At 66.3% G+C, this 24,043-nt stretch carries 21 protein-coding genes and 1 pseudogene; 10 read left to right on the top strand and 12 right to left on the bottom strand.

Annotated elements, in window-relative coordinates; translation table 11 throughout:
- Positions 1-23 precede the first annotated feature (23 nt).
- The 3 genes from EZ304_RS20520 to EZ304_RS20510 all read left to right on the top strand — a co-directional run bounded on the left by EZ304_RS20520 (position 24) and on the right by EZ304_RS20510 (position 2,210).
- Positions 24-293, top strand: coding sequence for a hypothetical protein (locus EZ304_RS20520; protein WP_142808015.1), 270 nt, complete (start codon positions 24-26; stop codon positions 291-293).
- Between the two features lie 9 nt (positions 294-302).
- The gene (locus EZ304_RS20515; protein ID WP_142808014.1) at positions 303-1,046 is read left to right on the top strand and encodes a pyridoxine 5'-phosphate synthase; all 744 of its coding nucleotides are present in this window, start codon (positions 303-305) and stop codon (positions 1,044-1,046) included.
- 72 nt (positions 1,047-1,118) lie between these two features.
- Positions 1,119-2,210, top strand: coding sequence for a PA0069 family radical SAM protein (locus tag EZ304_RS20510; protein WP_142808013.1), 1,092 nt, complete (start codon positions 1,119-1,121; stop codon positions 2,208-2,210).
- 57 nt (positions 2,211-2,267) lie between these two features.
- Here the strand turns inward: EZ304_RS20510 and EZ304_RS20505 are convergent, their stop codons facing one another.
- The 3 genes from EZ304_RS20505 to EZ304_RS20495 all read right to left on the bottom strand — a co-directional run bounded on the left by EZ304_RS20505 (position 2,268) and on the right by EZ304_RS20495 (position 5,727).
- Positions 2,268-2,975 carry a 2OG-Fe(II) oxygenase gene (locus EZ304_RS20505; protein ID WP_142808012.1) on the bottom strand — a complete coding sequence of 236 codons (708 nt, stop codon included), beginning with the start codon at positions 2,973-2,975 and terminating at the stop codon, positions 2,268-2,270.
- Between the two features lie 108 nt (positions 2,976-3,083).
- On the bottom strand, positions 3,084-4,100 hold the full coding sequence (locus tag EZ304_RS20500; protein ID WP_142808011.1) for a class 1 fructose-bisphosphatase: 1,017 nt from the start codon (positions 4,098-4,100) through the stop codon (positions 3,084-3,086).
- Between the two features lie 424 nt (positions 4,101-4,524).
- Positions 4,525-5,727, bottom strand: coding sequence for an aromatic amino acid transaminase (locus tag EZ304_RS20495; RefSeq protein ID WP_142808010.1), 1,203 nt, complete (start codon positions 5,725-5,727; stop codon positions 4,525-4,527).
- 171 nt (positions 5,728-5,898) lie between these two features.
- Here EZ304_RS20495 and EZ304_RS20490 point away from each other — a divergent pair, with 171 nt between their 5' ends.
- Complete coding sequence (locus EZ304_RS20490) at positions 5,899-7,989, top strand: TonB-dependent receptor family protein (protein WP_142808009.1); 2,091 nt, start codon at positions 5,899-5,901, stop codon at positions 7,987-7,989.
- A 42-nt stretch (positions 7,990-8,031) separates the two neighbouring features.
- Here the strand turns inward: EZ304_RS20490 and EZ304_RS20485 are convergent, their stop codons facing one another.
- Positions 8,032-8,376: a hypothetical protein gene (locus tag EZ304_RS20485; RefSeq protein ID WP_099554126.1), complete on the bottom strand. Its 345-nt coding sequence runs from the start codon at positions 8,374-8,376 to the stop codon at positions 8,032-8,034.
- A gap of 145 nt (positions 8,377-8,521) precedes the next feature.
- Here EZ304_RS20485 and EZ304_RS20480 point away from each other — a divergent pair, with 145 nt between their 5' ends.
- Together EZ304_RS20480 and EZ304_RS20475 are read left to right on the top strand one after the other, a co-directional pair.
- On the top strand, positions 8,522-8,920 hold the full coding sequence (locus EZ304_RS20480) for a hypothetical protein (protein WP_004132921.1): 399 nt from the start codon (positions 8,522-8,524) through the stop codon (positions 8,918-8,920).
- A 121-nt stretch (positions 8,921-9,041) separates the two neighbouring features.
- On the top strand, positions 9,042-9,452 hold the full coding sequence (locus EZ304_RS20475) for a hypothetical protein (RefSeq protein WP_142808008.1): 411 nt from the start codon (positions 9,042-9,044) through the stop codon (positions 9,450-9,452).
- Positions 9,453-9,561: 109 nt separating this feature from the next.
- Here EZ304_RS20475 and EZ304_RS20470 read toward each other — a convergent pair whose 3' ends face one another.
- The 5 genes from EZ304_RS20470 to EZ304_RS20450 all read right to left on the bottom strand — a co-directional run bounded on the left by EZ304_RS20470 (position 9,562) and on the right by EZ304_RS20450 (position 15,477).
- Positions 9,562-12,315, bottom strand: coding sequence for a TonB-dependent receptor (locus tag EZ304_RS20470; protein WP_260678161.1), 2,754 nt, complete (start codon positions 12,313-12,315; stop codon positions 9,562-9,564).
- Between the two features lie 168 nt (positions 12,316-12,483).
- Entirely contained in the window at positions 12,484-12,882 is a 399-nt protein-coding gene (locus tag EZ304_RS20465; RefSeq protein ID WP_142808006.1) for a hypothetical protein, read from the bottom strand.
- A gap of 127 nt (positions 12,883-13,009) precedes the next feature.
- Positions 13,010-14,038: an alcohol dehydrogenase AdhP gene (gene adhP / locus EZ304_RS20460; RefSeq protein ID WP_142808005.1), complete on the bottom strand. Its 1,029-nt coding sequence runs from the start codon at positions 14,036-14,038 to the stop codon at positions 13,010-13,012.
- A gap of 96 nt (positions 14,039-14,134) precedes the next feature.
- Complete coding sequence (eda, locus tag EZ304_RS20455) at positions 14,135-14,773, bottom strand: bifunctional 4-hydroxy-2-oxoglutarate aldolase/2-dehydro-3-deoxy-phosphogluconate aldolase (RefSeq protein ID WP_142808004.1); 639 nt, start codon at positions 14,771-14,773, stop codon at positions 14,135-14,137.
- A 113-nt stretch (positions 14,774-14,886) separates the two neighbouring features.
- Positions 14,887-15,477 carry a cysteine dioxygenase family protein gene (locus tag EZ304_RS20450; protein WP_099554114.1) on the bottom strand — a complete coding sequence of 197 codons (591 nt, stop codon included), beginning with the start codon at positions 15,475-15,477 and terminating at the stop codon, positions 14,887-14,889.
- A 238-nt stretch (positions 15,478-15,715) separates the two neighbouring features.
- On the opposite strand from EZ304_RS20450, the pseudogene EZ304_RS20445 reads away from it, so the two are divergent.
- A pseudogene (locus EZ304_RS20445) lies at positions 15,716-16,771 on the top strand (LacI family DNA-binding transcriptional regulator).
- A gap of 103 nt (positions 16,772-16,874) precedes the next feature.
- On the opposite strand, the gene phhA reads toward EZ304_RS20445, so the two are convergent.
- Positions 16,875-17,768 carry a phenylalanine 4-monooxygenase gene (gene phhA / locus EZ304_RS20440; RefSeq protein ID WP_099554110.1) on the bottom strand — a complete coding sequence of 298 codons (894 nt, stop codon included), beginning with the start codon at positions 17,766-17,768 and terminating at the stop codon, positions 16,875-16,877.
- 125 nt (positions 17,769-17,893) lie between these two features.
- On the opposite strand from phhA, the gene EZ304_RS20435 reads away from it, so the two are divergent.
- Together EZ304_RS20435 and EZ304_RS20430 are read left to right on the top strand one after the other, a co-directional pair.
- The gene (locus EZ304_RS20435) at positions 17,894-18,379 is read left to right on the top strand and encodes an Lrp/AsnC family transcriptional regulator (RefSeq protein ID WP_046985032.1); all 486 of its coding nucleotides are present in this window, start codon (positions 17,894-17,896) and stop codon (positions 18,377-18,379) included.
- A gap of 147 nt (positions 18,380-18,526) precedes the next feature.
- Complete coding sequence (locus tag EZ304_RS20430) at positions 18,527-19,270, top strand: hypothetical protein (RefSeq protein WP_099554107.1); 744 nt, start codon at positions 18,527-18,529, stop codon at positions 19,268-19,270.
- Positions 19,271-19,316: 46 nt separating this feature from the next.
- Here the strand turns inward: EZ304_RS20430 and EZ304_RS20425 are convergent, their stop codons facing one another.
- Complete coding sequence (locus EZ304_RS20425; RefSeq protein ID WP_142808003.1) at positions 19,317-20,309, bottom strand: patatin-like phospholipase family protein; 993 nt, start codon at positions 20,307-20,309, stop codon at positions 19,317-19,319.
- 179 nt (positions 20,310-20,488) lie between these two features.
- Positions 20,489-21,502, bottom strand: a complete 1,014-nt coding sequence (locus tag EZ304_RS20420; protein WP_142808002.1) for a TIGR00266 family protein — start codon at positions 21,500-21,502, stop codon at positions 20,489-20,491.
- Positions 21,503-21,660: 158 nt separating this feature from the next.
- On the opposite strand from EZ304_RS20420, the gene EZ304_RS20415 reads away from it, so the two are divergent.
- Positions 21,661-23,931 (top strand): TonB-dependent receptor, encoded by a 2,271-nt coding sequence (locus EZ304_RS20415; RefSeq protein WP_142808001.1) that lies wholly within the window; start codon positions 21,661-21,663, stop codon positions 23,929-23,931.
- The last annotated feature ends 112 nt before the right edge of the window (positions 23,932-24,043 follow it).

Genomic DNA, 24,043 nt, shown 5'->3' with positions numbered 1-24,043 from the left:
ACGATCATCCGGGGAGCCCGACTATGTACTGGTTGTACCTGCTGCTGGCGCTGGGCTGCTTTGCCTTCGCCCTGAAGACGCCCAGTGCCGCATTGATGACCCTGTGCCTGCTGGCCGCCCTCGCCTTCCTGCTGGCCTGGGTGCGCGGCCGCTACGTCGCCCGCTTCGGCGACCTTCAGCGCGACCCCGCCACCCTGGTCGACGCCGAGGAACTGCGCCGCCTGCGCGAGCAGGCCCAGGCCCGCCGCAATGACGACCGCAACGACCACGATCCGTCCCCTCTTTCCAAGTAGTTCCGTTCCATGACCCAGCTCAGCGTCAACGTCAACAAGATCGCCGTCCTGCGCAATTCGCGCGGCGGTGCCGAACCGGACGTGGTGCGTGCCGCCCAGGCCTGCCTGGATGCCGGCGCACATGGCATCACCGTGCACCCGCGACCGGACCGCCGCCACATCACCGCCGAGGACGTGCTGGCCCTGTCCACGCTGACCCGTGCCCGTGGCGTGGAGTTCAACATCGAAGGCAACCCGTTCGCGCCGCCGCGCGAGGGTTACCCCGGCCTGTTGCCGCTGTGCGCGCAGACCCGCCCGGCGCAGGCCACCCTGGTGCCTGACAGCGACGGCCAGATCACCTCCGATCATGGTTTCGATTTCGAGCGGGATGCCGCGCGACTGCGCCCGCTGATTGCCGAACTGAAAGCGATGGGCTGCCGGGTCAGCCTGTTTGTCGACGCCGGCAACCCGCTGCTGGAGCAGGCGGCCGAAGTGGGTGCGGACCGCATCGAGCTGTATACCGGGCCCTATGCGGAGGCGCATGCGGCTGGTGATGCTGACGCGATGCTGGCGCTGTTCGCCACTGCCGCACGCCGTGCACAGGCCGTTGGACTGGGCGTGAACGCCGGCCACGACCTGTCGCAGGACAACCTGCGCGATTTTCTGGCCAACGTGCCGGACGTGCTGGAGGTGTCGATCGGCCACGCGCTGATCGGTGAGGCGCTGTACGAGGGGCTGGACGCCACGGTGCGCGGGTACCTGGCGCTGCTCTGAGTCTACAGGCGGGGCTGAACCCTTCAGATGGCCGTCGCAGCCGCTGAGACGGCCGCGACGTACGCTGCCGCAATGGGTATCGCGATCAAGGGCCGAGGTTCCACGTCCCACCTTGCCGGGCGCTTTGAGAGCACCGTCAGCGAGGCGGTGGACGATGGCTGGGCGGTGGATGAGAGCGAGGAATTCCTCGCCCCGCGTCTGCGCACCGAGGTTCGTGCCGAGACCGCACGCAGCATCATCACCCGCAACACCTCGCCGGACGTGGGCTTCAGCCAATCGGTGAATCCGTACCGCGGTTGTGAGCATGGCTGCTCCTACTGCTTCGCACGCCCCTCGCACGCCTATCTGAACCTGTCGCCGGGCCTGGATTTCGAAACCAAGCTGTTCGCCAAGACCAATGCGCCGCAACTGCTGCGCAAGGAGCTGTCGAAGCCGGGCTACGTGCCGCAGCCGATCGCGCTGGGCATCAACACCGACGCGTACCAGCCGATCGAGCGCAAGTTCAAGCTGACCCGCCAGCTGATCGACGTGATGCTGGAAACCAAGCATCCGTTCTCGCTTATTACCAAGAACGCATTGGTCGAGCGCGATATCGATCTGCTCGCACCGCTGGCTGCGGAGAACCTGGTCAGTGTGCATTTCTCGGTGACCTCGCTGGACCCGCACCTCTCCGCGAAGCTGGAACCGCGCGCGTCGGCACCGCATGCACGGCTGCGCGCGATGAAGCGCCTGCATGAAGCTGGCATTCCGGTGGGTGTGATGGTGGCGCCGGTGATCCCGTGGATCAACGACAGCGAACTGGAAGCCGTGCTGGAGGCCGCACACGACGCAGGTGCGAGCACAGCCGGTTATGTGCTGCTGCGCCTGCCGCTGGAAGTGGCACCGCTGTTCCGCGATTGGCTGGATACCCATCATCCCGATCGCGCTGCACACGTGATGAGCACCATCCAGCAGCTGCGCGGCGGCAAGGACTACGACAGCCAGTTCGGCACGCGCATGCGTGGCCAGGGCGTGTATGCGGAGCTGTTGAACAACCGCTTCAAGCTGGCGCGAAAGCGTCTCGGGTTCAATGCACAGAACAGCCATTGGCCGAAGCTGGATTGCAGCCGGTTCCTGAAGCCGTTGCCGCCGAAGAAGGATTCGCCGCAGGGAAGCCTGTTCTGAGTCGATCAGTCGAGCATGGCTCGACGCTGCATCCGAGGCTGTCGAGCAGGCTCGGGGTCACCCCCCGAACAACTTCTGCGCGCTCTGGAACAGGATCCAGCTCGTCGCGATGAACTTGTCGCCCCCCTGCGGCCGGTTGCCGCGATGAGTGTGGGTAAACGCCGTCGGGGCGATCAACAAACTGCCGGTGCGTGGTGCGATCTTCCGCCCCTGGAACAGGAACTCGGTTTCCCCCTCTTCGAACTCGTCGTTGAGGTACAGCGTCCACAGCACGTGCCGATGCAGGGTCTCGGCCTGCGCATCCTTGGGGTACAGCTCACAGTGCCAGTACGGATAGCCGCCCTCGCCTGCCGCATACCACTGCAGGTTGATGGCGCCGGGACGCAGGCAGGTCCGCGCAAGATCCGCCAGTTGTTGTGGCGGCATGTCGGGGAAGTCCTCGGCAGACAGGCGTCGCGGTTGGCCGTTGCTGTCCTGGATCTGCAACATCAGTGGTGCAATCAACGCCTGTGGATAACGGCGTAGATAAGTCAGCAGGCCATTGAACACCGCATGCTGCAGCTGATGGTCCACATCCTGCCAGCCGTCCAGGCCGCTGATGCGCAGATCCTTGCTGTGCTTGAGTTCCGGGAACACGCCACTGCCTACCGCGCCTGGCAGCAGGCCCTGTGCAGCGCGCATGCGCTCGACGATCGCCGCGCAGACCTCGCTGGGGACCGCGTTGTGGATGACTTCGATGAAATCGACCGGGCCCTGCTCGTGCATGCGTGCATTCCTTAGGCGGCAACAGCTTGATGGTGCCGTTTGCCGCCCTCGGTGTCACCCCACGGTCATGTCATCGATCTGCCATGACCGTTGTCGGAGGACCGGCCGTCAGCCCTGTGCGTCGTCGTGCGCGTGGTGGTAGCGCACGGCTTCGGCCACTTCCTCGCGCGAGCCGAGGAACACCGGCACGCGCTGGTGCAGCTGGTCGGGCTGGATGTCGAGGATGCGCTCGCGGCCGGTCCAGGCGGCGCCGCCGGCCTGTTCGACCAGCAGGCCCATCGGGTTGGCTTCGTACATCAGGCGCAGCTTGCCGGCCTTGGTCGGGTCCTTCTTGTCCCACGGATAGATGAAGATGCCGCCGCGGGTCAGGATGCGATGCACGTCGGCGACCATGCTGGCGATCCAGCGCATGTTGAAGTTCTTCCCGCGCGCGCCTTCCTTGCCGGCCAGCAGGTCACCGACGTAGGCCTGCATCGGGGCTTCCCAGTGGCGCTGGTTGGACATGTTGATAGCGAATTCCTGGGTGGCCGCCGGAATCTGCATGTTCTCGGTGGTCAGTACGAACTCGCCCTTCTCGCGGTCGAGGGTGAAAGCGTGCGTACCGTGGCCGACGGTCAGCACCAGCTGGGTGCTGGGCCCGTAGATGCAGTAGCCGGCGGCGATCTGCTTGCTGCCCGGCTGCAGGAACGCGTCATCGCCCGGCAGTTCCACGTTGGTCGGGCAGCGCAGCACCGAGAAGATGGTACCGACGGAGACGTTGACGTCGATGTTGGAGCTGCCATCGAGGGGATCGAACAGCAGCAGGAAATCACCGCGCGGGTAGATGTCCGGCACCGGCTGGCTGTGGTCCATTTCCTCCGAGGCGCAGGCGGCGAGGTGGCCACCCCAGGCATTGGCTTCAAGCAGAATCTCGTTGCTGATGACGTCCAGCTTTTTCTGCGCTTCGCCCTGCACGTTGCCGGTACCGGCCTCGCCGAGTACGCCACCGAGGGCACCCTTGCTGACGGCGATGGAGATGCTGGTGCAGGCGTGGGCGACGACCGCGATCAGCTGGCGCAGGTCGGCATTGATGCGGCCGGCGTGCTGTTCCTGGATCAGGAAGCGGGTCAACGAAGTACGGGACATGAGCGGGCAGGTCTCGGTAGCGGGAAAACGCCTATTGTCGCCGGTCCGGCCAGCGCGTGCGTGAGCGCGGGAAGGCGTAATCGTTTCCAGATGCGTTGCGCTCGTGGCGCCTACCTTGATGGAGGCACAGGGCGAGGTACACCGTGGCCAGGACACGCCGTAAACCCCACTCCGTGGTCCGGCCCAGCCGCTGGCGGCTGTGCGTTCTGGCGCTTGCGAGGCATGCCTCGCAGGCAAAGCGCCCTCACCCATGGGGGCTCGGTCGGCGCATCCATGCGCCTTACGGTCCTGGCCACGGTGTACCTCGCCCTGCGCTTCAGGGTTCGCCGCGAGCGCGGAGGGTGTGGCAAAGGCACAGGCAAAGCAGAAGCAAAAACAAAGGCGCCTTTCGGCGCCCTTGTTCTCAAACCAGTGCAGTGTTGCTTCAGCCCTTGGCGACGGTGGCCACGGCCTTGGCGACGTACTCCAGGTTGTTCTGGTTCAGCGCGGCCACGCAGATGCGGCCGGTGCCGACGGCGTAGATGCCGAACTCGTCGCGCAGGCGTTCGACCTGCTCACGGCTCAGGCCGGAGTAGGAGAACATGCCGGCCTGTTCATTGATGAAGCCGAACTGCGGTGCACCTGCAGCGGCCAGCTTCTCGACCAGGCCCTGGCGCAGTGCGTGGATGCGCTCGCGCATCTCGGTCAGCTCCTGCTCCCACATCGCGCGCAGTTCCGGGTTGGTCAGCACGCCGGCAACCAGCGCAGCACCGTGGGTGGACGGGCTGGAGTAGATGGTGCGGATCACACGCTTGACCTGCGACTGCACGGCCTTGGCGTCAGCGGCGGTCGGCGCCACCATCGACAGCGCACCCACGCGCTCGCCATACAGCGAGAACGACTTGGAGTACGAGTTGGCCACGATGAAGCTGTCAATGCCGGCTTCGGCGATGATGCGCACCGCTGCGCCGTCCTGCTCGATGCCCTTGTCGAAGCCCTGGTAGGCCATGTCGATGAAGGGGAACAGCTGGCGGTCCTTCAGCAGCTGGGCGACCTGCTTCCACTGGGTGACGGTAAGGTCGGCACCGGTGGGGTTGTGGCAGCAGGCATGCAGCAGCACCACGGTGCCGGCTTCCAGCTTGCCCAGGTCGGCCAGCAGGCCGTCGAAGTTGACACCGTGGGTGGTCGGGTCGAAATAGGTGTAATCCACCACCTCGAAGCCGGCCGCGCTGAACACGGCGCGGTGGTTTTCCCAGCTCGGATTGCTCAGCGCAACGGTGGCGTGCGGCAGCAGCTTCTTCAGCACGTCGGCGCCGACGCGCAGCGCACCGCTGCCACCGACGGTCTGTGCGGTGGTGACGCGGCCGGCGGCCAGCAGCGGCGAATCCTTGCCGAACACCAGCTCACGCGTGGCCTGCGTGTACGCCGGCAGGCCATCGATCGGCAGGTAGCCGCGCGGTTTGGCTTCAGCGGCGAGCTGCTGCTCGATCTGCTTGACGGCGCGCAGCAGCGGAATGCGGCCGCTCTCGTCGTAGTAGATGCCCACACCCAGGTTGACCTTGGTCGGGCGGCTGTCGGCGTTGTACGCCTCGGTCAGGCCCAGGATCGGGTCGCCTGGGACCAGTTCCACGTTTGCAAAGAAGGACACGGCGGTACTCGTTCGGTAGACGGAAAGGGGGAGGAATTGCGCCACGCGGTCTGCGGCTTTTCAGCCGGAAACAGCCCATCGTAACAAAGCCTGCCGGGGCTGGCCGCCGCCATCGTCATCCGCGGCCCCGTACCATGGCATGCGTTGCCGCCCGATCCATCAACCTGAATCATGAATCCCGCCGCACGACGCCGTTGCCTGCCGCTGTCCGCCCTGCTGCTGTCGCCCTGGGCGGCGGTGGCCGAGCCTGCGCCCACCGCCCTGCCTGCGGTGCAGGTACAGGCCGCACGGGTGCCGGGCATCGACCCGTTCGCGCTGCCGGCCAGCCAGGATACGGTCTGGATCGATGCCAGCCGCGCGGGCACCGGCGCGCAGCTGTCCGAGGCGCTGGCCGGGGTACCAGGGCTGCTGGCGCGCGACCGGCAGAACTTCGCCCAGGACACGCAGCTGTCGATCCGTGGCTTCGGCGCGCGCTCGACCTTCGGGGTGCGCGGGGTGCGGGTGTTGATCGACGGGGTGCCCGCGACCATGCCCGATGGCCAGGGCCAGCTGTCGCATGCCAGCCTGTTGGGCGCCGAACGCATCGAGGTGCTGCGCGGGCCGTTCTCGGCGCTGTACGGCAATTCCTCCGGCGGCGTGCTGCAGGTCTGGAGCGCGCAGGGCCAGGCCGGCGACCCGTGGCGGTTGCGCGTGAATGCCGGCGCCGACAGCACACTCAGTGTCGGTGCGCAGCTGAAGGGTGCCGGCCAAGTGCTGGACTACAACATCGCCGCCAATCACTTCCGCACCGATGGCTGGCGGGACCACAGCCGCGCGCGCCGTGAATCGCTCAACGCACGCATCGGTGGAGAGCTGGGCGGTGGGCGGCTGGAGCTGCTGCTCAACGCACTGGAAGCACCAGATGCGCAGGATCCGCTGGGCCTGACCCGTGCCCAGGTGGCGGCTGATCCGCGCCAGGCCACGGCGGTGGCGCACCAGTACAACACCCGCAAATCGGTGCGCCAGCAGCAGGCCGGCCTGCGCTGGACCCGTGAAACGGGAGCGCAGCGCTGGCAGTTGATGGGCTATGCCGGACAGCGCGCGGTGCGCCAGTACCTGCCGATTCCGCCGACTGCGCAGGCCAATCCGCTGCATGCCGGCGGGGTGATCGATCTGGAGGGCGGCTACGGCGGACTGGACGCGCGCTGGGGGTGGCATGGTGACCTTGCCGGCCGCCCCCTGGATCTGGTGGCCGGGCTCAGCGCCGATCGCCAGCGCCAGCATCGCACCGGCTACGAGAACTTCATCGGCACCGCCCTGGGCGTGCGTGGGCGGCTGCGTCGTGACCAGATCGACGTCGTGCAGAACGTGGACCAGTTCGCCCAGGCCTGGTGGCAATGGAGCCCGCGCTGGTCGCTGCTGGCCGGCCTGCGCCGCAGCACCGTGCGCTTCGACTCGGACGACCGCTACATCACCGGGCGCAACCCGGATGACAGCGGCCGTCGGCGCTACCAGGCCACCACGCCGGCGGCCGGGATCAGCTTCGAGGCCAGCCCGCAGTGGCGGCTGCACGCGGCGGTGGGACGTGGTTTCGAGACCCCCACCTTCAACGAACTGGGCTATCGCGCCGACGGTCAGGCGGGATTGGCGCTGGATCTGGCGGCGGCGCGCAGCCGCAGCCTGGAAGTGGGCAGCAAATGGCACGCACAGGATGGAACCCAACTCGATATCAGCCTGTTCCGCGCAGATACCGACGATGAGCTGGCAGTTGCCAGCAACATCGGCGGGCGCAGCACCTATCGCAACATTGGCCGCACCCGCCGCCAGGGCGTGGAACTGCAGTACCGACAACCGCTGGCCGAACAGCTGGAACTGCAGCTGGCGTGGACCTGGCTGCAGGCGCAGGTGCGCTCGCCGTACCTGACCTCGAACAACGTGGTCGCGGCGGGCAACCGCCTGCCCGGTGTGCCACGCCAGCAGGCCTTCGCCCGCCTGCAGTGGAGCCCCGCCGACTGGCAGTGGGCGCTGGAGGCCTCGGCCAGCACCGATACCGTGGTCAATGACGTGGCTACGGCGCGCGCGCCCGGTTTCGCCCTGCTGCACCTGGAAGGCGGGCGCCGCTGGGCCTTGCCGGGTGGCGAGCTGCGCGCCTTCGCGCGGCTGGAGAACGTGTTGGACCAGGCCTACATCGGCTCGGTGATCGTCAATGACGGCAACGGGCGCTTCTACGAGCCCGGGCCGGGGCGGCGGGCCAGCGTGGGTGTGCAGTGGTCGTGGCGTTAGCGCGGGACCGCTGCGCTCGCCGGGCATGGCCCGGCGCTACCGTCAATCGGGGGCCTTGGCCGGCACGAACGGCGAGGTCGGGTCGCTGGCCGGGAAGGTTTCCTCCAGTGCCTCGTCCTGGTTGTCGCTGGCGCGCTGCTTGCGTTCGCGGCGCTTGAGCGGGCTTTCCTGACCGCCGCGATGGCGGTCGCCACCGTCCTTGCGATCCTGGGCCGCCTGTTCAGCCTCGTGCTTCACCGGCAGATGCTCTCCGGCGTGCTCGGCATCGAAGAACGGCGCACCGGTACCGCGGTAGTCGGCGTTGTCGGCATCGCGCTTGCCGCGTTGCTCACCGGGAATGGGCGGGTGGTTTTCCCGCAAGGGGTCTCGGGAGGTCTCTCGGCTCATGGTCTGGCTACCTCGGCTGGGGCGTCCACTACACCCCCACGCAGGTAAAGCCGCTGCGAACCTGGCGTCATGAACATCTCGCTCACCCCCCGGTAACGGCACCGCGCGTATTCCTGCCCACCCGCCCCCGCTGCAGGAGCCGGCCATGCCCCGTCTTGAACGACCCGCACCGTCCGTGTTCAACGCCCTGCTCGATCCGCTCGGCCAGCGCACCGCGCAGCGCCGTACGCGTCGCCACGAAGACCCCCAGGCGGTGGCGCAGGACTACCTGCAGTACATGCTCAGCGACTATGAGGAACGCCGCGGGCAGAGCCATCGCAACTGGCGTGACCTTTGCCCGGTGTATGCCTTCGCGTTGACCACCCATGCTGCCGATTGGCCACGCGGTGATGCCGCCGATACCTGCGAGGAACTGGCGGAGCATTGGGAACAGATGCGCGGCCACTCTCGACTGAGCTGGTCGCAGGCGCGGCCGGTGGTGGAAGACGCCTGGCGCGCGCTGGACCATATTCCGGCGGCAGCGGTGAGGCCGTTGCTGCAGTAGCGCCGGGCCATGCCCGGCGAGCGCGCATGCGTGCAATGCAACGGTACGCGCGAAGTGGCTGGTACACCGCGCGGCCGGCTGGCTAGAATCCTGCACGCATTTCAATCAGGACGATGGCTGCATGAAGAAAATGATGTTCCTCGCCGCGCTGCTGCTGCCCATGGTGGCCCAGGCCTACTCCGGCCACGGCGGCATGAAGGCCAAGCGGATTTCCAGCGAGGTCTATGCCTACCATTTCGACAACGGCTTCACTGGCGAGGACGCCATGGGCTGGGATCCGGACCTGCAGTTCGCGTGGTCACGCCTGGCCGCGGCACGCGCCTGCAAGGTCAGCGTCGATGAAGGTGCCGCCCTGGACTACCTCGCGAAGAAGTTCGATCAGGACCCCGTGATGCAGGAAATCGTCGGTGTCGGTTTCCACGAGGCACAGATCCGCAGCAATTCTTCGTTCTGCACCCAGGCGCGTATTGACAGCACGAACGAGCTGGTGGAAGAGCTGAAGGCGAACGATCTGAAGTCGCGTTTCCGCTGAAAAGCAGCCGAGCGCCGGCTCGGCTGCACAGAACGCGGTGGTACCAGCGAACCTGTAGCGCCGAGCCCATGCTCGGCTTCTTCACCGGGCGATGGAGGCAGTTGGTGGCTCAGAAGTCCGCGCGGATACCGGCGGTCACACGGCGCCCGGAGAACTCGTACTGGGTCGGGAACGCCTTGTCGATCGTATAGCCGCTGGTCTTTTCATCCAGCAGGTTGATCGCCTCCAGGTTCAGCTTCCAGGTGTCGTTCAGGCGGAAGCCGATCGACGCATCCAGCTGGCCATAGGCATCGCGGTAGACCGGGTACATGTTGAGGTGGATGTATTCGACGTACTTGTCCTTGTAGTTGTACGAGGCGCGCGCGCTGAAGCGATCGTTCTCGTAGTACAGGGTGAAGTTGTAGGCTTTCTCGGCCAGGCCCTCCGGGGGCGTCGGAATCGAGAGATCCGATGCGCCGGTCAGCGAGTTGTCCAGCTGGGTGTAGTTGGCATTGATGCCCCAGCCTTCCAGCGCCGGATGCAGCATCGACAGCGGCAGCTGTGCGACCAGTTCCACGCCGCTGACCTTGTACGAACCGTCGGCATTGACCGGCTGGTACACCTCAAAGTCGTAGTAGCCATCCTGCGAACCGTTGGCGTTGAGCTTCTCGACGTTTCGCTCGATGCCGGTCAGCGACTGCCGCACCACGCCGTCGATCTTCTTGGAGAAGTACGACGCGGCCAGCAGGCCACCGTTCTGCAGGTACTTCTCCAGGCCCACTTCCCACTGCTTGGCGGTGGTCGGTTTCAGCGCCGGATTGCCGTCCATGAAGCGGAAGCTGCTCCAGCTGACGGTGCGGCGGTAGGCGATGTCGGTCAGCGACGGGCGCATCAGCGTCTCCGACGCGGCGCCGCGCAGCACCAGGCCCTCGGCGATTTCGGCGGTGATGTTGAAGCTGGGCAGGATCCTGCTGTAGTCGCCGCTGCTGGAGATCGGCGTGGCGGTGAAGCCGCTGCTGCCATCGGGCTTCTGCACCGGATGGAAGCCGGAGGAGTCAACGTCGGTATCGATCGAGCGCACACCGAGGTTGGCATACACCGGCACGTGGCCGATAGCGAAGTAGAAGTCGGCCATGGCATACAGCGCCAGGGTCTTCTCCTTCACTTCGTAGTACTGGCCCGGGTCCAGCGGCGTCGCATAGCCGGGATAGCGGAAGGTGGCACGCGCATAGGCGTTGGAGATCTGCTGCCAGTCCAGATCGCTCGGGCGATAGGCGCCACCCGGCGCCAGCTGGCTGATCCACATCGGGTTGCTGTCGGCCAGGGTGCGCGTATTCACCCATGCGGTGCTGCCGGCCGAGGGGCCCTGGATCTTGCCGCTGCCGAATTCACGCTGCTTGGTCTTGTCGGTGTAGCGCGCACCGAACTGCACGCCGCTCAGTGCCGGGAAGAACGCCAGGTTCATCTGCCGGCGCAGGTCCAGCTGCGCGGCGTACTTGTCATCCTTCACCTTCTCCAATTCGGTTTCGTAAGCTTCGAACAGGTACTTGTTGGCGGCGTTGTACATGTCGAAACCACCGACGCTGCTCGGCACGGTTTCGCCGCCATCGCCGGTCCAGCGCGTGCGCGACGGCGCATAGGCCACGTGCTTGAGGTTGGCGTAATCCGAACCCTTGCGCGCACCGGAATAGCCGACCAGTGCATCGATGTCCCAGCCACCCACCTTCCAGTCCAGCTTGCTGCTGAACTGGCGATAGTCGGTGTTGGCGTTGCGGTCCTTGCTGAGAATCTCGTGCTGGGTGGCGGTGTAGGCCACGTCCTTGAGCACGGTAATGCCGTACGCACCCAGCGTGGTCTTGTCGTACTCGTGGATGCGGTCAAGCGTGCTGCGGCTGGAGGCCGAATAGGCCGCCGCATCGTACTCGTCTTCATGCGTGTCGTAGCCGCCGAGCATCGCGTCGAAACTCAGCGTGAACGTCTCGCTGGGCTTGAACTGCAGCGACGCCGTTGCGCCCCACTGGTCCTGCTCGTTGAGGTAGACGCGGTCGCCGACCTTGTCCTGGAAGATGATGCGGCTTGTCTCGTCCTTGTCCATGCGGTTCTTCACCGCGATTCCTGCATCGCGCGCCAGCACTGCGGCGGCCTGTGACGAGCGCGTACCGGAGGCCTCCAGGAAGCGCCCCATCGGACGGAAGTTGATGCCGGAGTTGGAATCGGTGCGATTGCTGCGCTTGGTCTTGGAGAACGACACCAGGCCGCCCCAATCGCCCCAGGTGTCGCTGGCCAGGAACGAGATCTTCGGGTCGACCTTGCCATTGATCGAGTTGTGCGAGGCCTCGGCCGAGGCGCTGAACTTCGGTTCGGCATAGTCAAATGGCCTGGCGGTCTCGATGTAGACCGAACCGGCGATGCCACCTTCCTCATCCGCAGCGGTCGGTGACTTCTGCACGGTGACCGTCTGCACTACGTCTGCGGCGAAGATGTCGAACTGCACGTCGCGCCCGCCACTGCCCGAGGCGGTGGCCAGGTTGTTGATGGAGACCAGCGTGAACTCGCTGGGCAACCCGCGCACGCTGACCTTGCTGCCAAGGCCCTTGTTGCGTTCGATGGTGACACCGGGCATGCGCTGCAGCGCCTCTGCCAGGTTCTGCTCGGGGAAATCAGCCACGTCGGTGGCCACGATCGAATCGGAGAAACCGATGTTGGCGCGCTTGAGGTCGACCGCGCGCTCCAGGCTCTTCGCGTAGCTGCCGGTGACAGTGACCGCGTCCAGCTGCTGCAGCTGTTCACGGGTATCGCCATCGGCCTCTTCAGCTTCGGCCATGGCGTCGACGGGCAGCACGGCCAGGCCGCCGATCAGCACGGCGCGCACGGCACGGGACAAACGCTTCGCAAGAGGGGCTGCGGTGGCAGCCTCCCGGATCGGGTGACGCATCGGATGGATTCCCCGGTTCCCTGTGGTGATCTGCGTCGCGTCTGCCCGATATCCATGGGACAGACCCCTGCGCCGCGTTGCCGACGTTCGGCGGGCACCGAGCCTAGGGAGGAATTATTAAGCCTGTGTTGCGCTCCGCGAGGCGCGGCGACCGAACCACCAGCCGGCCAGCAGCTGCAGCGGCAGTGACGCCAGCAGCGAAACGACGAACCACAGGGGAAAATCCGCGCCTGTGGTCCATATCGCATAGCCGCAGCCCAGCGCGATCAGCGACCAGATGGAAAAACCATGCGAACGCGGCCAGCAGGGCGCGTAGTAGGTGGCGAAGGAAATGCCGGCGATGCCGCCAAGTACGCTGAAGACCAGGTCCCATCCCAGCTGCACGCTGTTGTTGTCCGGCGACATGCCCAGCAACGGCGGCAGCCAGCTGGCGACGCTGCTGACCAGCGCAAGCGACAGCACGCCGCCGATCAGGGCGACGATGGACAGGAACAGGATCTTGAGCAGGCCGGGCATGCGCGCATTGTACGGCGGCGCGAAGTGCCTGAGGTTGCCGGCCAGCGGCCGGCACTACCGATGGGTCGGCACGGCCGCCGTGCCCGTGGGAGAGGGGTACGGAGCAGCGGCGGCCATGCACAGGCGGTCAGGCGGCGAAGTCGAGCACCACGCGGCCTTCGATGGTGCCCGCGTGCATGCGCGCGAACACATCGTTGATGTTCTCCAGGCGATCGGTACTGACCGTGGCCGCGACCTTGCCTTCGGCGGCGAACTGCAGCGATTCCTGCAGGTCCAGCCGGGTGCCGACGATCGAGCCGCGCACGGTGATGCCGTTGAGTACCATGCCGAAGATGTCCAGCGGGAAGTTGCCGGGCGGCAGGCCGTTGAGCGAGACGGTGCCGCCACGACGCACCATGCCCAGGGCCTGCTCGAACGCCTTCGGCGACACCGCGGTGACCAGGGCGCCGTGCGCGCCGCCGATCTCCCTTTTCAGGAAGGCGGCCGGATCGGTGGTGCGCGCGTTGACGGTGACCTGTGCACCGAGCTGCCGGGCCAATGCCAGTTTGTTGTCGTCCACGTCCACCGCGGCCACGTTCAGGCCCATCGCGCGGGCGTACTGCACCGCCATGTGGCCCAGGCCGCCGATGCCGGAGATCGCCACCCAGTCGCCGGGCTTGGTGTCGGTGACCTTCAGTCCCTTGTAGACGGTCACGCCGGCGCACAGCACCGGCGCGATCTCGATGAAGCCCACTTCCTTCGGAAGCAGGCCGACATAGTTGGCATCGGCCAGTGCGTACTCGGCGAAGCCGCCGTTGACCGAGTAGCCGGTGTTGCGCTGCGTTTCGCACAGCGTTTCCCAGCCGCCCAGGCAGTGTTCGCAATGGCCACAGGCCGAGTACAACCAGGGGATGCCGACCCTGTCGCCTTCCTTGACGTGCCCTACCCCGCCTCCCACGGCCACGATGTGCCCCACGCCCTCGTGACCGGGGATGAACGGCGGGTTCGGTTTCACCGGCCAGTCGCCCTCGGCGGCGTGCAGGTCGGTGTGGCAGACGCCACAGGCCTCGATCCTGACCAGTACTTCGCCCGCCCCCGGGCGCGGTACCTGGACTTCCTCGATCACCAGTGGCTTGCCGAACTCACGCACGACGGCAGCCTTCATGGTCGAATTCATGTTCGGATCTCCGTAGTGCGCTTGCCCACAGAATGACGCCGGCTCGAGGCCGGCGCTTTGATCACGATCAAACCCTCGAGGATTCGTGCGGCAGGTTCAGCTGGCCAGCACCGACGCCTCGCGGGCCAGGCGTTCGATGGCGTCCCAGTCACGGGTCTGCAGCAGCGCCGGGGTGGTCAGCCACGAACCGCCCACGCACAGCACATTGGGCAGGTGCAGGAACTGCGGCGCGGTCTGCGCGCTGATGCCGCCGGTCGGGCAGAAGCGCACGTCGGCGAACGGGCCATGCCAGGCCGCCAGCAGCGCAGCACCGCCGGCCTGCACCGCGGGGAAGAACTTGAAGGTGTCCCTGCCGTGCTCCAGGCCCAGGATCAGATCGGAAGCGGTGGCGGCACCGGGCAGGTACGGCAGGTCGGCATCGCGTGCGGCGGCATACAGCGCCGGCGTGGCACCGGGCGACACCGCAAAGCGCGCGCCGGCCTGCTTCGCTGCCTGCATCTGTGCGGCATTGAGCACGGTACCGGCGCCGATCACTGCATCCGGCACGGCCTCGACCATCGCCTTGATGGCGTCCAGCGCCTGCGGCGTGCGCAGGGTCACCTCGATCACCGGCAGGCCGCCGCGGAACAGCGCCTGGGCTACCTCGACGGCTTCATTCACGTCTTCGGGGGTGTACACCGGAATCACCGGTGCCAGCTTCAACAGCGCACGCAGGCGCGGATCAGCGCTGGACATGGTCTTGCTCCTTGCCCGACGGGGCATTGCGGATCGCCGCCGGGTCCGGCAGCGCAGCGGCGCATGATGCCATGCGCGCTGCGAAGGCGCTGGTACCCTGCCCTGCGACGGGTTCAGACCGCGTCGGCCTGCAGTGCCTGGATACGGCGCTGGTACCAGTCACCCCCAAGCGGATCGAACACCGCCGAACGTTCCATCGGCGCTTCGTACACATGCACCGAAATGGCCAGGGCTTCATCGCTGGCATTGCGCAGGGTGTGGTACTCGTGAGGTGGAATCAGGCTGCCGGCACTGCCGCAGCCGCCGCGCAGCACGGCATGGCGGCGGAAGCGCCAGCGCTCGCCGGCGCACTCCAGCAGTTCATAGCGGGTGATCTCCAGTTCGCCCGACCACACGCCCTCCACACACCACATGGCATCGTGGTCGTGCAGCGGCGTGCCCTGCCCTGGGCCCCAGCTCATGGCAATCACGCTGTAGCCGTGTTCGCGGCTGTGGTACAGCGGGCGTCGCGCGTAATGATCACTGACCGGACGGTGCACGCATTCGGGCAACTCGATGCGGCTGTCCGCGATGGCTTCCTGCAGCGCCAGCTGCAGGTCGGCGGTGATGCGCTCGGCATCACCGGAGGTCATCGCCGCGTCGACTGCGGCGATCAACCGGTCACGGCCACGGAACGCCGGAAACGGAGAGGTCTGCAGGTCCATGCCCCGACTGTAGCGGAGCCTGGTTAAGGGAATGTTGGTGTTCGCGCGCGTCGCACCCGCATTCATGGCAAGCACGCGTGAAAAACGGTTCAGATGCAAATGCTGTAGAGCGATCACAATGGAACCTCACGCGGTAGAACGTGTCGAACACGACGTGTTCCGCTCCAGCTGCGACATTCCGCAACTTCGCGCCCGACGGGCGCAAGGCTAGACTTCTCCGACTTACCTGGTTCTATACATGTCAGTGCGAATTATTAGCGATGCCGCGTTGCCGGCATCGAAGGGCAAGGCTGCCACGATCAACGACATCGCACGACTGTCGGGAGTTTCCAAGAAAACGGTTTCAAGAATCATCAACAACTCGCCGCTGGTGCGCAAGGACACCCGCGACAAGGTCGAGGCGTTGATGCGCGAGGTCGGTTACGTGCCCGACCCCCTGGCGCGCGGGCTCGCGTTCCGCCGCTCCTTCCTGATCGGCCTGGTGTATGACGACCCGGGCGCCCAATGCATCGTCGACCTGCAGCATGGCGCGCTGGAAGCGCTGCGCGGCACCGGTTATGAGCTGGTGGTGCATCCCTGCGACAGCCAGGACCCGGAGTGCGCGCAGGGCGTGCGCCGCTTCGTGCAGCAGCAGAAGCTGCATGGGGTGATCCTCGGCCCGCGTGCATCCGAATCGGTTGCACTCGCGCAGATGCTGGACGACATCGACTGCCGCTACGTGCGCATCAATGCACATGCGTCGGAGGATGAAGTGCAGGCGGTGGTCACCCACGACCGCGATGGCGCGGCAGCAGCAGCGGGTTACCTGCTCTCGCTCGGCCATCGTGACATCGCAGTGATCGCCGGGCCGGGAGACCGGCGCGCGGCGCGTGAGCGTACCCATGGCTTCCTTGACCGGTTGGCCCAGGTGGGGCTGACCTTGCCGGGCGAGCGCGTGCTGGAAGCGGGCGATACCTTCGAGTCCGGCGTGCATGCCGCAGAGCGCCTGCTGATGGGCGGACAACGGCCCAGCGCGATCTTCGCCGGCAACGACGAGATGGCGGCCGGTGTCTACCAGGTTGCGCTGCGTGCGGGCATTGCCGTGCCACAGTAGCTGTCGATCGTCAGCTATGACGACAGCCCGCTGGCCTCACGGTTGTGGCCGCCGCTGACCTCGGTGCGCCGCCATGTGTCCGACATTGGCCGCATGGCTGCGGCGATGCTGGTGCAGACCGGGGTGCCTGAGGCCCCGACTGCGGCCAGCGTGCATCCACAGCTGATGGTGCGCGGTTCCTGCCGGGCCGTGGACGCCTGAGCGCCCTGCCCTTGCCTGCACCGCTGCAACGGCGCAGGCAGGCAACAACGAAAACGGCGCACCCAGATGCGCCGTTTTCACTGCGAAGCGGTGCGCGTTGTGCCTACACGTCGCCGCCGTCGGCCCAGCCTTCCCCCGTGCCCTTCTGGAACACGCGGTCATCGTTCTGCACGTCACCGGCAGGCAGGTGCGCCTGGTCGGCCAGTGCCGCGTAGATCGGGGTGAAGTCCGGCGACGTCGCCTGCATCAGCTGCTCGAAGCTGTCGATGACGAAGTAGGTCTTCTGGAAGGTATCGATGCGGTACTTCGTACGCATGATGCGCTGCAGGTCGAAGCCGATGCGGTTGGGCGCGGCCGATTCCAGCGAGTACAGCGACTCGCCCTTCGACGACACGATGCCGGCACCGTAGATGCGCAGGCCTTCGGGCGTATCGATCAGGCCGAACTCCACCGTGTACCAGTACAGGCGGGTCAGGTTCTGCAGCGCATCCGGGCCGATCGCGTGCGCTTTGACGCCGCCGCGCCCGTACGCCTCCATGTAATCGGCGAACACCGGGTTCATCAGCAGTGGCACGTGGCCGAACAGATCGTGGAACAGGTCCGGTTCGGCGATGTAGTCGATCTGGTCCGGGCGACGGATCCACCAGGTCACCGGAAAACGGCGGTTGGCCAGGTGGTCGAAGAAATCCAGTTCCGGCAGCAGGCCTTCGACGCCGACCAGGGTCCAGCCGGTGGCCGCGCCCAGTACTTCGTTGAGCTGGTCGAAGCGCGGAATCATGTGAGCGCTCATGCCCATCTCGTCCTGTGCATCCAGGAACTCCTGGCAGGCGCGGCCGACCAGCAGCTCGCGCTGGCGCTGGTACAGCGTGCTCCAGGTGGCGTGGTCGTCGGCGGTATAGGTGTCCCACGGCTGCTCGACGAGCGCGGTGGTATACACCGGCACGTAGCCCTTGTCGGTCTGCTGGTGTTCGACGCGGCGGGGCTGGGCGAGGTCCATGGGGCACTCCTGGATGGGATACCCACGATGCTAGGGCAGGGGGCGCGCAACAGGGTTGCAAAAGTTGCGTCGATTGGCCTTGTTGGCGCAATATCCTTGCGTACTCACCATGTTGCGGGGCAACAATGGCCGGAGAAGTTCAGTTCGATCGCACGGATATACGCCTGCTTGCTGAAATCCAGCGTGATGGGCGCGCCACCAACGCCGAGCTGGCGACGCGGGTGAACCTCTCACCCTCGGCCTGCCTGCGGCGGTTGCAGCGGCTGGAAAGCGAGGGCGTGATCGTCGGCTATGGCGCGCGGCTGGAACCACGGCAGCTGCGGCTGGGCCTGCAGGCTTTCGTGCGGGTGCAGCTGGAAAAGCACGACCAGGCCGCCATCGGCCACTTCGTGGACAGCGTGCAAGCGTGGGACGAGGTGGTGGCCTGCCATGCGCTCACCGGCGACATGGACTACCTGCTGCACGTCTACGTACGCGACCTGGAGCACTTCTCGCGCTTCCTGCTGGACCGGCTGCTCAACGCCGGTGGCGTGGCCGATGCCAATTCCAGCTTCGTGCTGCGCACGGTGAAGGGTTTCCAGGCACTGCCGCTTTCGCAGCTGGAGCCGTGATCATCCGGCGGATGTGGGAGAGCGTGACTTGCTTTGCATCCTGGGCGACGCAAGGCATTTTCCTACGGTGAGACGGATGAACCTCTGACAGAGTGACGCAATCAGCCTTCCTAGACTCACTGGACAACCCTGTCCGGAGAGATCGACATGAAAGTCTGCCTTGCTCCAGTCATTGCCCTGCTTGTCGCTGGCCTGATGCCGGCCGCTGCGGGTGCTTCCCCCCAGATCGCCAACGCCCAACCTCTGGCGCTGAGTTGCGGTACCACTGAATTCGTCGGCATGACCAGCAACTCGTCGACGCTGGCCAAGCGCCAGTGCAATGGTAGCTATGTCTATGGAATCGGCGTCTCGGTCAATGAAGCGGTGGAGAACCTCAATGGCTTCATGGCGGTGCTGCAGGCTGGCGTGAGCTGCAGCGCGGATGCCAGCAGCATCGTCAGTGGTGCCTACGGCAAGGGTGTCTTCGCCCAGTTCGTCTGCAATGGCTGGCCGATTGCCGGCGTGGGCAACTCACCCACCACCGCGGCGCGCAACTCGCTGGCCATCGCGACGGAAATGGCGGCCACGGGTACCCATTGCTCAGCGCCCCTGCAGGGTTCGTACTATCCGGAATCCTGGGGGTTCCGTTTCCGCTACGACTGCGGCAACACGCAGACCCTGAAGAGCTGGTCCATCAGTGGGCTCGGTGCCAGCATCGATGACGCCAACGTCATCGCCATGCGACTGATGCGTTATTCCACAGCGGCAGGCCAGAGCTGCAACTTCGAGAAGGCCGAAATCAATGGCGTCATTCTGCACGCCACGCTGGTCTGCAACGGCTCGTACATCCATGGCTACGGCAGCTCGGTGACGGCCGCAGCCAACGACGCACTGGCCCAGATCGGCGCCTGACCCGTCGTGAGGCCCCTGGGGGTGACCCGCATGGAGCGGGTTGCCCTCAGCACTTCTCCTTGCGGCCCATCAGCCTGCCCAGGCGCGATGCTTCCTCGCACTTCGGCGCAGCCACCGGCGCCGGTGCGGCTGCCGCGGCACACGCGCGCTGCAGCTGCTGGATCTTCGCGCGGATCTGCGGCATCGCTGCCATCGCGGCCTTTTCACCTTCCAGGATTGCCGTGCCGCGCTGGCTGAAATCGGCAGCGCCGATGTCCAGTACCTTCGGGCGGATCACGATGTCGGCGCGCGCCAGTTCCTGCTCTCCCAGGCGCTGGCCCATGATCGAGATGGACTGGTTGACGATGCCCAGCATGTCGGTCGGCGCCTTGCCGCTGGCCTTGCTGGAAATGTCCACGGCGATCACGAAGTCGGCGCCGAGCTGGCGCGCGGCATCCACCGGCACCGGGCTGACGACACCGCCATCGATGTAGTTGCGGCCGCCGATCTTCACCGGCTCGAACACACCGGGGATGCTGCTTGACGCGCGCACCGCCTGGCCGACGTTGCCGCGTACGAAGATCGCGCGCTCGCCGGTTTCCAGCTGCGTGGCGACGGCGGCGAACGGCTTCTTCAGGCGCTCGGCCGGGCGGTTGGCGACCTGTTCGTTGACGTAGTCCTGCAGCTTCTGGCCCTGCACCAGGCCACCGGAAAACAGGCGCACGTCGCGGATGCTGGCTTCGTCCAGCGCCACCGCCTTGCTCTGCATCTGGAACGCGTCCATGCCGCTGGCATACAGGGCCCCGACCACGCTGCCGGCGCTGGTGCCGGACACCACCACCGGCTCGAAGCCGTTGGCTTCCAGCATCTTGATCACGCCGATGTGGGCGAAGCCCTTGGCTGCGCCACCACCGAGCGCGATACCGATCTTCACCGGCTTGGCCTGCGGCACCACGGTGGGAGCCGGTGGCGGCGTGGGGCGGACCGGGTCGCCACCGCAGCCGGCCAGCAGGCCGATCAGGGCGACGGACAGCAGCATGCGGGGGCGGAACAGGCTCATCGGCAGTGCGCTCGCGGCGCCGGATTCAGGAAAGGGCGCCAGCATACCGAAGCCGTGGCGGGGCGGGCAGGGTGGGGGAGTTGCCTATTCAGCAAAAAACGACCCCGGTAGGTGCCGACCTTGGTCGGCACACGCAGATTCCAGTGCCGAGCAAGGTCGGCACCTACCAAACGAGTGGGTCAGAACCGGTTGTCACCGTCCAGCATCCGGCCAAGACCCCCCAGCACCGAACCTTCGCCGCGGCTCTGGCCACCGCCCTGCGGTGCGGCCATCCACATGCGCCCGGCCAGGCGCGAGAACGGCAGCGACTGCAGCCAGACCTTGCCTGGCCCGGTCAGCGTCGCCAGGAACACGCCCTCGCCACCGAACAGCATGCTCTTGATGCCGGCGACCCGGCGCACGTCCATGTCCACCGTGGGGTGATACGCCACCACGCAGCCGGTATCCACGTCCAGGCGTTCACCGGCAGCCAGCTCGCGCTCGACCACGCAGCCGCCGGCGTGGATGAAGACCCAGCCGTCACCTTCCAGCTTCTGCATGATGAAACCTTCGCCGCCGAACAGGCCGGTCATGATCTTGCGCTGGAACTGCACGCCGATCTGCACGCCGCGCGCGCCGGCCAGGAAGCTGTCCTTCTGGCACACCAGGCGCCCGCCATGCTGGTCCAGCTTCATCGCCAGCACGGTGCCGGGGTAGGGCGCGGCGAAGGCGACCTTGCCCTTGCCATGGCCGCTCTGCGTGTAGACGGTGGCGAACAGGCTTTCCCCGGTCAGCACGCGCTTGCCTGCGGCCATCACCTTGCCCATGAATCCACTCTGCTCGCCGTTGGCGGCGCCGAACACCGTGTCCATCTGCACGGTGGCGTCCTTGAACATCAGTGCGCCGGCCTCGGCGATGGCGCTCTCGCCGGGGTCGAGCTCGATTTCCACGAACTGCATTTCATGGCCGACGATGCGGAACTCGATGTCGTCGGCGCGACCACTGGTGCCCGCCGGCACCGGCGGCGGGGTGTTGGGCATGCCCGGCACCGCGGACTGCAGCTCGGCCACCTCGGCGATCGGCGTCCACCCGCTCATGCCCTGGCACCAGGCCAGGGCGCGTGGATTGGCCTGCGCGTAGCGGCGCGCGGCCTCGTCATCAAGCGGGCCGATGCGCTCGGCCTGGGCGGAGGCATGGAAGTACCACTGGGTCATGGCGGCGGGTCCGTCGCGGTGGAAACCCCGAGTCTAGCGAGCGCCCGGGGGCGCCGGCGACGGGGCCATGAACGGCGGGCATTTGCGGCGTAGGTGCTGTATTGCAACAATTATCTGGTAGCGCCGTTTTACCACCCCTCCAAACACAGCCTACCGCCATGTCCCCGACCCGTACTTCCCGTGGCCGCCTTCCGGTCGCGCGCCCCCTCGTTGCCGCTCTTTCCGCCCTGCTGCCGCTGGTAGCAGCCGCCCAGGAAACCCCCGCTGCCAAGGATCCGGTTGCCCTCGACGCCCTGCAGGTGACCGCGCAGCGCCGCGTCGAGAACGCCAAGGACGTACCGGTCGCACTGAGCGCGATCCAGGGCGAGAAGCTGGATGTGCTCGGCTCGGCCGGCGATGACATCCGCTTCCTGGCCGCGCGCGTGCCCAGCCTCAACATCGAGTCGTCCTACGGACGTGCCTTCCCGCGCTTCTACATCCGTGGCCTGGGCAACACCGATTTCGACCTCAATGCCTCTCAGCCGGTGTCGCTGGTGTATGACGACGTGGTACAGGAAAGCCCGCTGCTGAAGGGCTTCCCGCTGTTCGACCTGGCCAACGTGGAAGTGCTGCGTGGCCCGCAGGGCACGCTGTTCGGCCGCAACACCCCGGCCGGCGTGGTCAAGTTCGATTCGGCACGTCCGTCGCAGGATGCCGACGGCTACGTGCGCGTGGGCTACGGCAGCTACAACAGCTGGAACGTGCAGGGCGCCTACGGCGGCCCGCTGACCGACCGCTGGTCGGCACGTGTCTCGGCGATCTACCAGCGCCGCGATGACTGGGTCGACAACACCCGCGCCGGCGCCCCCAACAGTGGCTTCGAAGGCTATGACGAAGCCGCCGGCCGCGTGCAGTTCCTGTACGAAGGCGACGACTTCGAAGCGCTGTTCAACCTGCACAAGCGCAAGCTCAACGGTACCGCCCGCCTGTTCCGCGCCAACATCATCCAGAAGGGTGGCAATTCGCTGGTCAAGAACTTCGACCGCGACAAGGTGGCCAACGACGGCGTCAACTTCTCCGACCTGGAAACCTGGGGCGGCAGCGCGCGCCTGCAGTGGAACCTCGGCTCGGTGACGCTGCACTCGATCACCGGTTATGAAACCGCCGAATCGCTCAACCGCGGTGATATCGACGGCGGCTACGGCGCGGCCTTCCTCGGTGCCGGCAACTATGGGCCGGGCCTGATTCCGTTCTCGTCGGAGTCGGCCGACGGCCTGCCGCACCACCGCCAGTGGACGCAGGAAGTGCGCATCGAGTCCAACGAATGGGGCCGCTTCGACTGGCAGGCTGGCGTCTTCTACTTCGATGAAGACGTGACCATCAACAACTTCAACTACGACTCGCTGACCCCGGGCAATCCGCAGACCGGCCACGTGGTGCAGAACCAGCGCAACAAGGCGTGGGCGGTGTTCGCTTCGGGCGACTTCGATGTCACCGACCGCTTCAAGCTGCGCGCCGGCGTGCGCTACACCCAGGACAAGAAGGACTTCAGCGCCAGCGTGCTGCAGGCCGTTCCGTTCGGCACCCCGGTCAGCGGCCCGTACCTGGCCAACACCGACGTCAACGACGTCAGCTGGGATGTCAGCGGCGTGTACAAGCTGACCGACGACATCAACGCCTACGCCCGTGTCGCCAAGGGCTTCCGCGCACCGTCGATCCAGGGCCGCCTGGCCTTCGCACCGGGCCTGTCGCAGGCCGATTCGGAGAAGGTCATCTCGTATGAAGCCGGCATCAAGGCCGACCTGTTCGAGCGCCGCGCGCGCCTGGGCCTGAGCGTGTTCCGCTACAACGTCGACGGCCAGCAGCTGATCGCCGTGGGCGGCACCAACAACACCGCCACCCTGCTCAATGCCGACAAGACCATCGGCCAGGGCGTGGAGCTGGACCTGGAGGCCTACCTGGCCGACAACGTGCTGCTGACCTTCGGCAGCAGCTACAACGACACCGAGATCAAGGACAAGAACCTGGCGGTGGCGATCTGCGGCGGTGGCTGCACCATCACCGACCCGACCACGGTGATCAACGGCCAGACCTATGCGCTGGTCAACGGCAACCCGCTGCCGCAGGCACCGAAGTGGATCCACAACGCGACCCTGCGCGTGGGCTTCCCGCTCAGCGATGGCAGCGAGCTGTACGCCTACACCGACTGGGCCTACCGCAGTGCGGTCAACTTCTTCATCTACGAGTCGCCGGAATTCCGCGGCCGTAGTTCGCTGGAAGGCGGCCTGCGCCTGGGCTACAACTGGGATTACGGCCAGTACGACGTGGCCGTGTTCGGCCGCAACCTGACCAACCAGACCCGCGTGGTCGGTGCGATCGACTTCAACAACCTGACCGGCTTCCTCAACGAGCCGCGTACCTGGGGCGTGGAGTTCACCGCGAAGTTCTGATGCGGTTGCTGCGTTGATGCAATGAAGAAGGGCCGGCGCAATGCCGGCCCTTCTGCCTTATGCCCACCGGTTGCCGAATGGGGTCAGAGCCCTTCCCTTCGGAAAGGGCTCT

The organism is Stenotrophomonas maltophilia, from assembly GCF_006974125.1.
Taxonomy (GTDB): domain Bacteria; phylum Pseudomonadota; class Gammaproteobacteria; order Xanthomonadales; family Xanthomonadaceae; genus Stenotrophomonas; species Stenotrophomonas maltophilia_O.
The sequence above is the reverse complement of the archived record's forward strand: the minus strand, read 5'-3'. Positions and strand labels throughout refer to the sequence as shown.

Bases quoted from the DNA above. Each gene is read 5' to 3' on its own strand.
- EZ304_RS20520 (WP_142808015.1), top strand. From the start codon at position 24: ATGTACTGGTTGTACCTGCTGCTGGCGCTGGGCTGCTTTGCCTTCGCC.
- EZ304_RS20515 (WP_142808014.1), top strand. From the start codon at position 303: ATGACCCAGCTCAGCGTCAACGTCAACAAGATCGCCGTCCTGCGCAAT.
- EZ304_RS20510 (WP_142808013.1), top strand. From the start codon at position 1,119: ATGGGTATCGCGATCAAGGGCCGAGGTTCCACGTCCCACCTTGCCGGG.
- EZ304_RS20505 (WP_142808012.1), bottom strand. From the start codon at position 2,975: ATGCACGAGCAGGGCCCGGTCGATTTCATCGAAGTCATCCACAACGCG.
- EZ304_RS20500 (WP_142808011.1), bottom strand. From the start codon at position 4,100: ATGTCCCGTACTTCGTTGACCCGCTTCCTGATCCAGGAACAGCACGCC.
- EZ304_RS20490 (WP_142808009.1), top strand. From the start codon at position 5,899: ATGAATCCCGCCGCACGACGCCGTTGCCTGCCGCTGTCCGCCCTGCTG.
- EZ304_RS20485 (WP_099554126.1), bottom strand. From the start codon at position 8,376: ATGAGCCGAGAGACCTCCCGAGACCCCTTGCGGGAAAACCACCCGCCC.
- EZ304_RS20480 (WP_004132921.1), top strand. From the start codon at position 8,522: ATGCCCCGTCTTGAACGACCCGCACCGTCCGTGTTCAACGCCCTGCTC.
- EZ304_RS20475 (WP_142808008.1), top strand. From the start codon at position 9,042: ATGAAGAAAATGATGTTCCTCGCCGCGCTGCTGCTGCCCATGGTGGCC.
- EZ304_RS20465 (WP_142808006.1), bottom strand. From the start codon at position 12,882: ATGCCCGGCCTGCTCAAGATCCTGTTCCTGTCCATCGTCGCCCTGATC.
- adhP (WP_142808005.1), bottom strand. From the start codon at position 14,038: ATGAATTCGACCATGAAGGCTGCCGTCGTGCGTGAGTTCGGCAAGCCA.
- eda (WP_142808004.1), bottom strand. From the start codon at position 14,773: ATGTCCAGCGCTGATCCGCGCCTGCGTGCGCTGTTGAAGCTGGCACCG.
- EZ304_RS20450 (WP_099554114.1), bottom strand. From the start codon at position 15,477: ATGGACCTGCAGACCTCTCCGTTTCCGGCGTTCCGTGGCCGTGACCGG.
- phhA (WP_099554110.1), bottom strand. From the start codon at position 17,768: ATGGACCTCGCCCAGCCCCGCCGCGTCGAACACCAGCAGACCGACAAG.
- EZ304_RS20435 (WP_046985032.1), top strand. From the start codon at position 17,894: ATGGCCGGAGAAGTTCAGTTCGATCGCACGGATATACGCCTGCTTGCT.
- EZ304_RS20430 (WP_099554107.1), top strand. From the start codon at position 18,527: ATGAAAGTCTGCCTTGCTCCAGTCATTGCCCTGCTTGTCGCTGGCCTG.
- EZ304_RS20425 (WP_142808003.1), bottom strand. From the start codon at position 20,309: ATGAGCCTGTTCCGCCCCCGCATGCTGCTGTCCGTCGCCCTGATCGGC.
- EZ304_RS20420 (WP_142808002.1), bottom strand. From the start codon at position 21,502: ATGACCCAGTGGTACTTCCATGCCTCCGCCCAGGCCGAGCGCATCGGC.
- EZ304_RS20415 (WP_142808001.1), top strand. From the start codon at position 21,661: ATGTCCCCGACCCGTACTTCCCGTGGCCGCCTTCCGGTCGCGCGCCCC.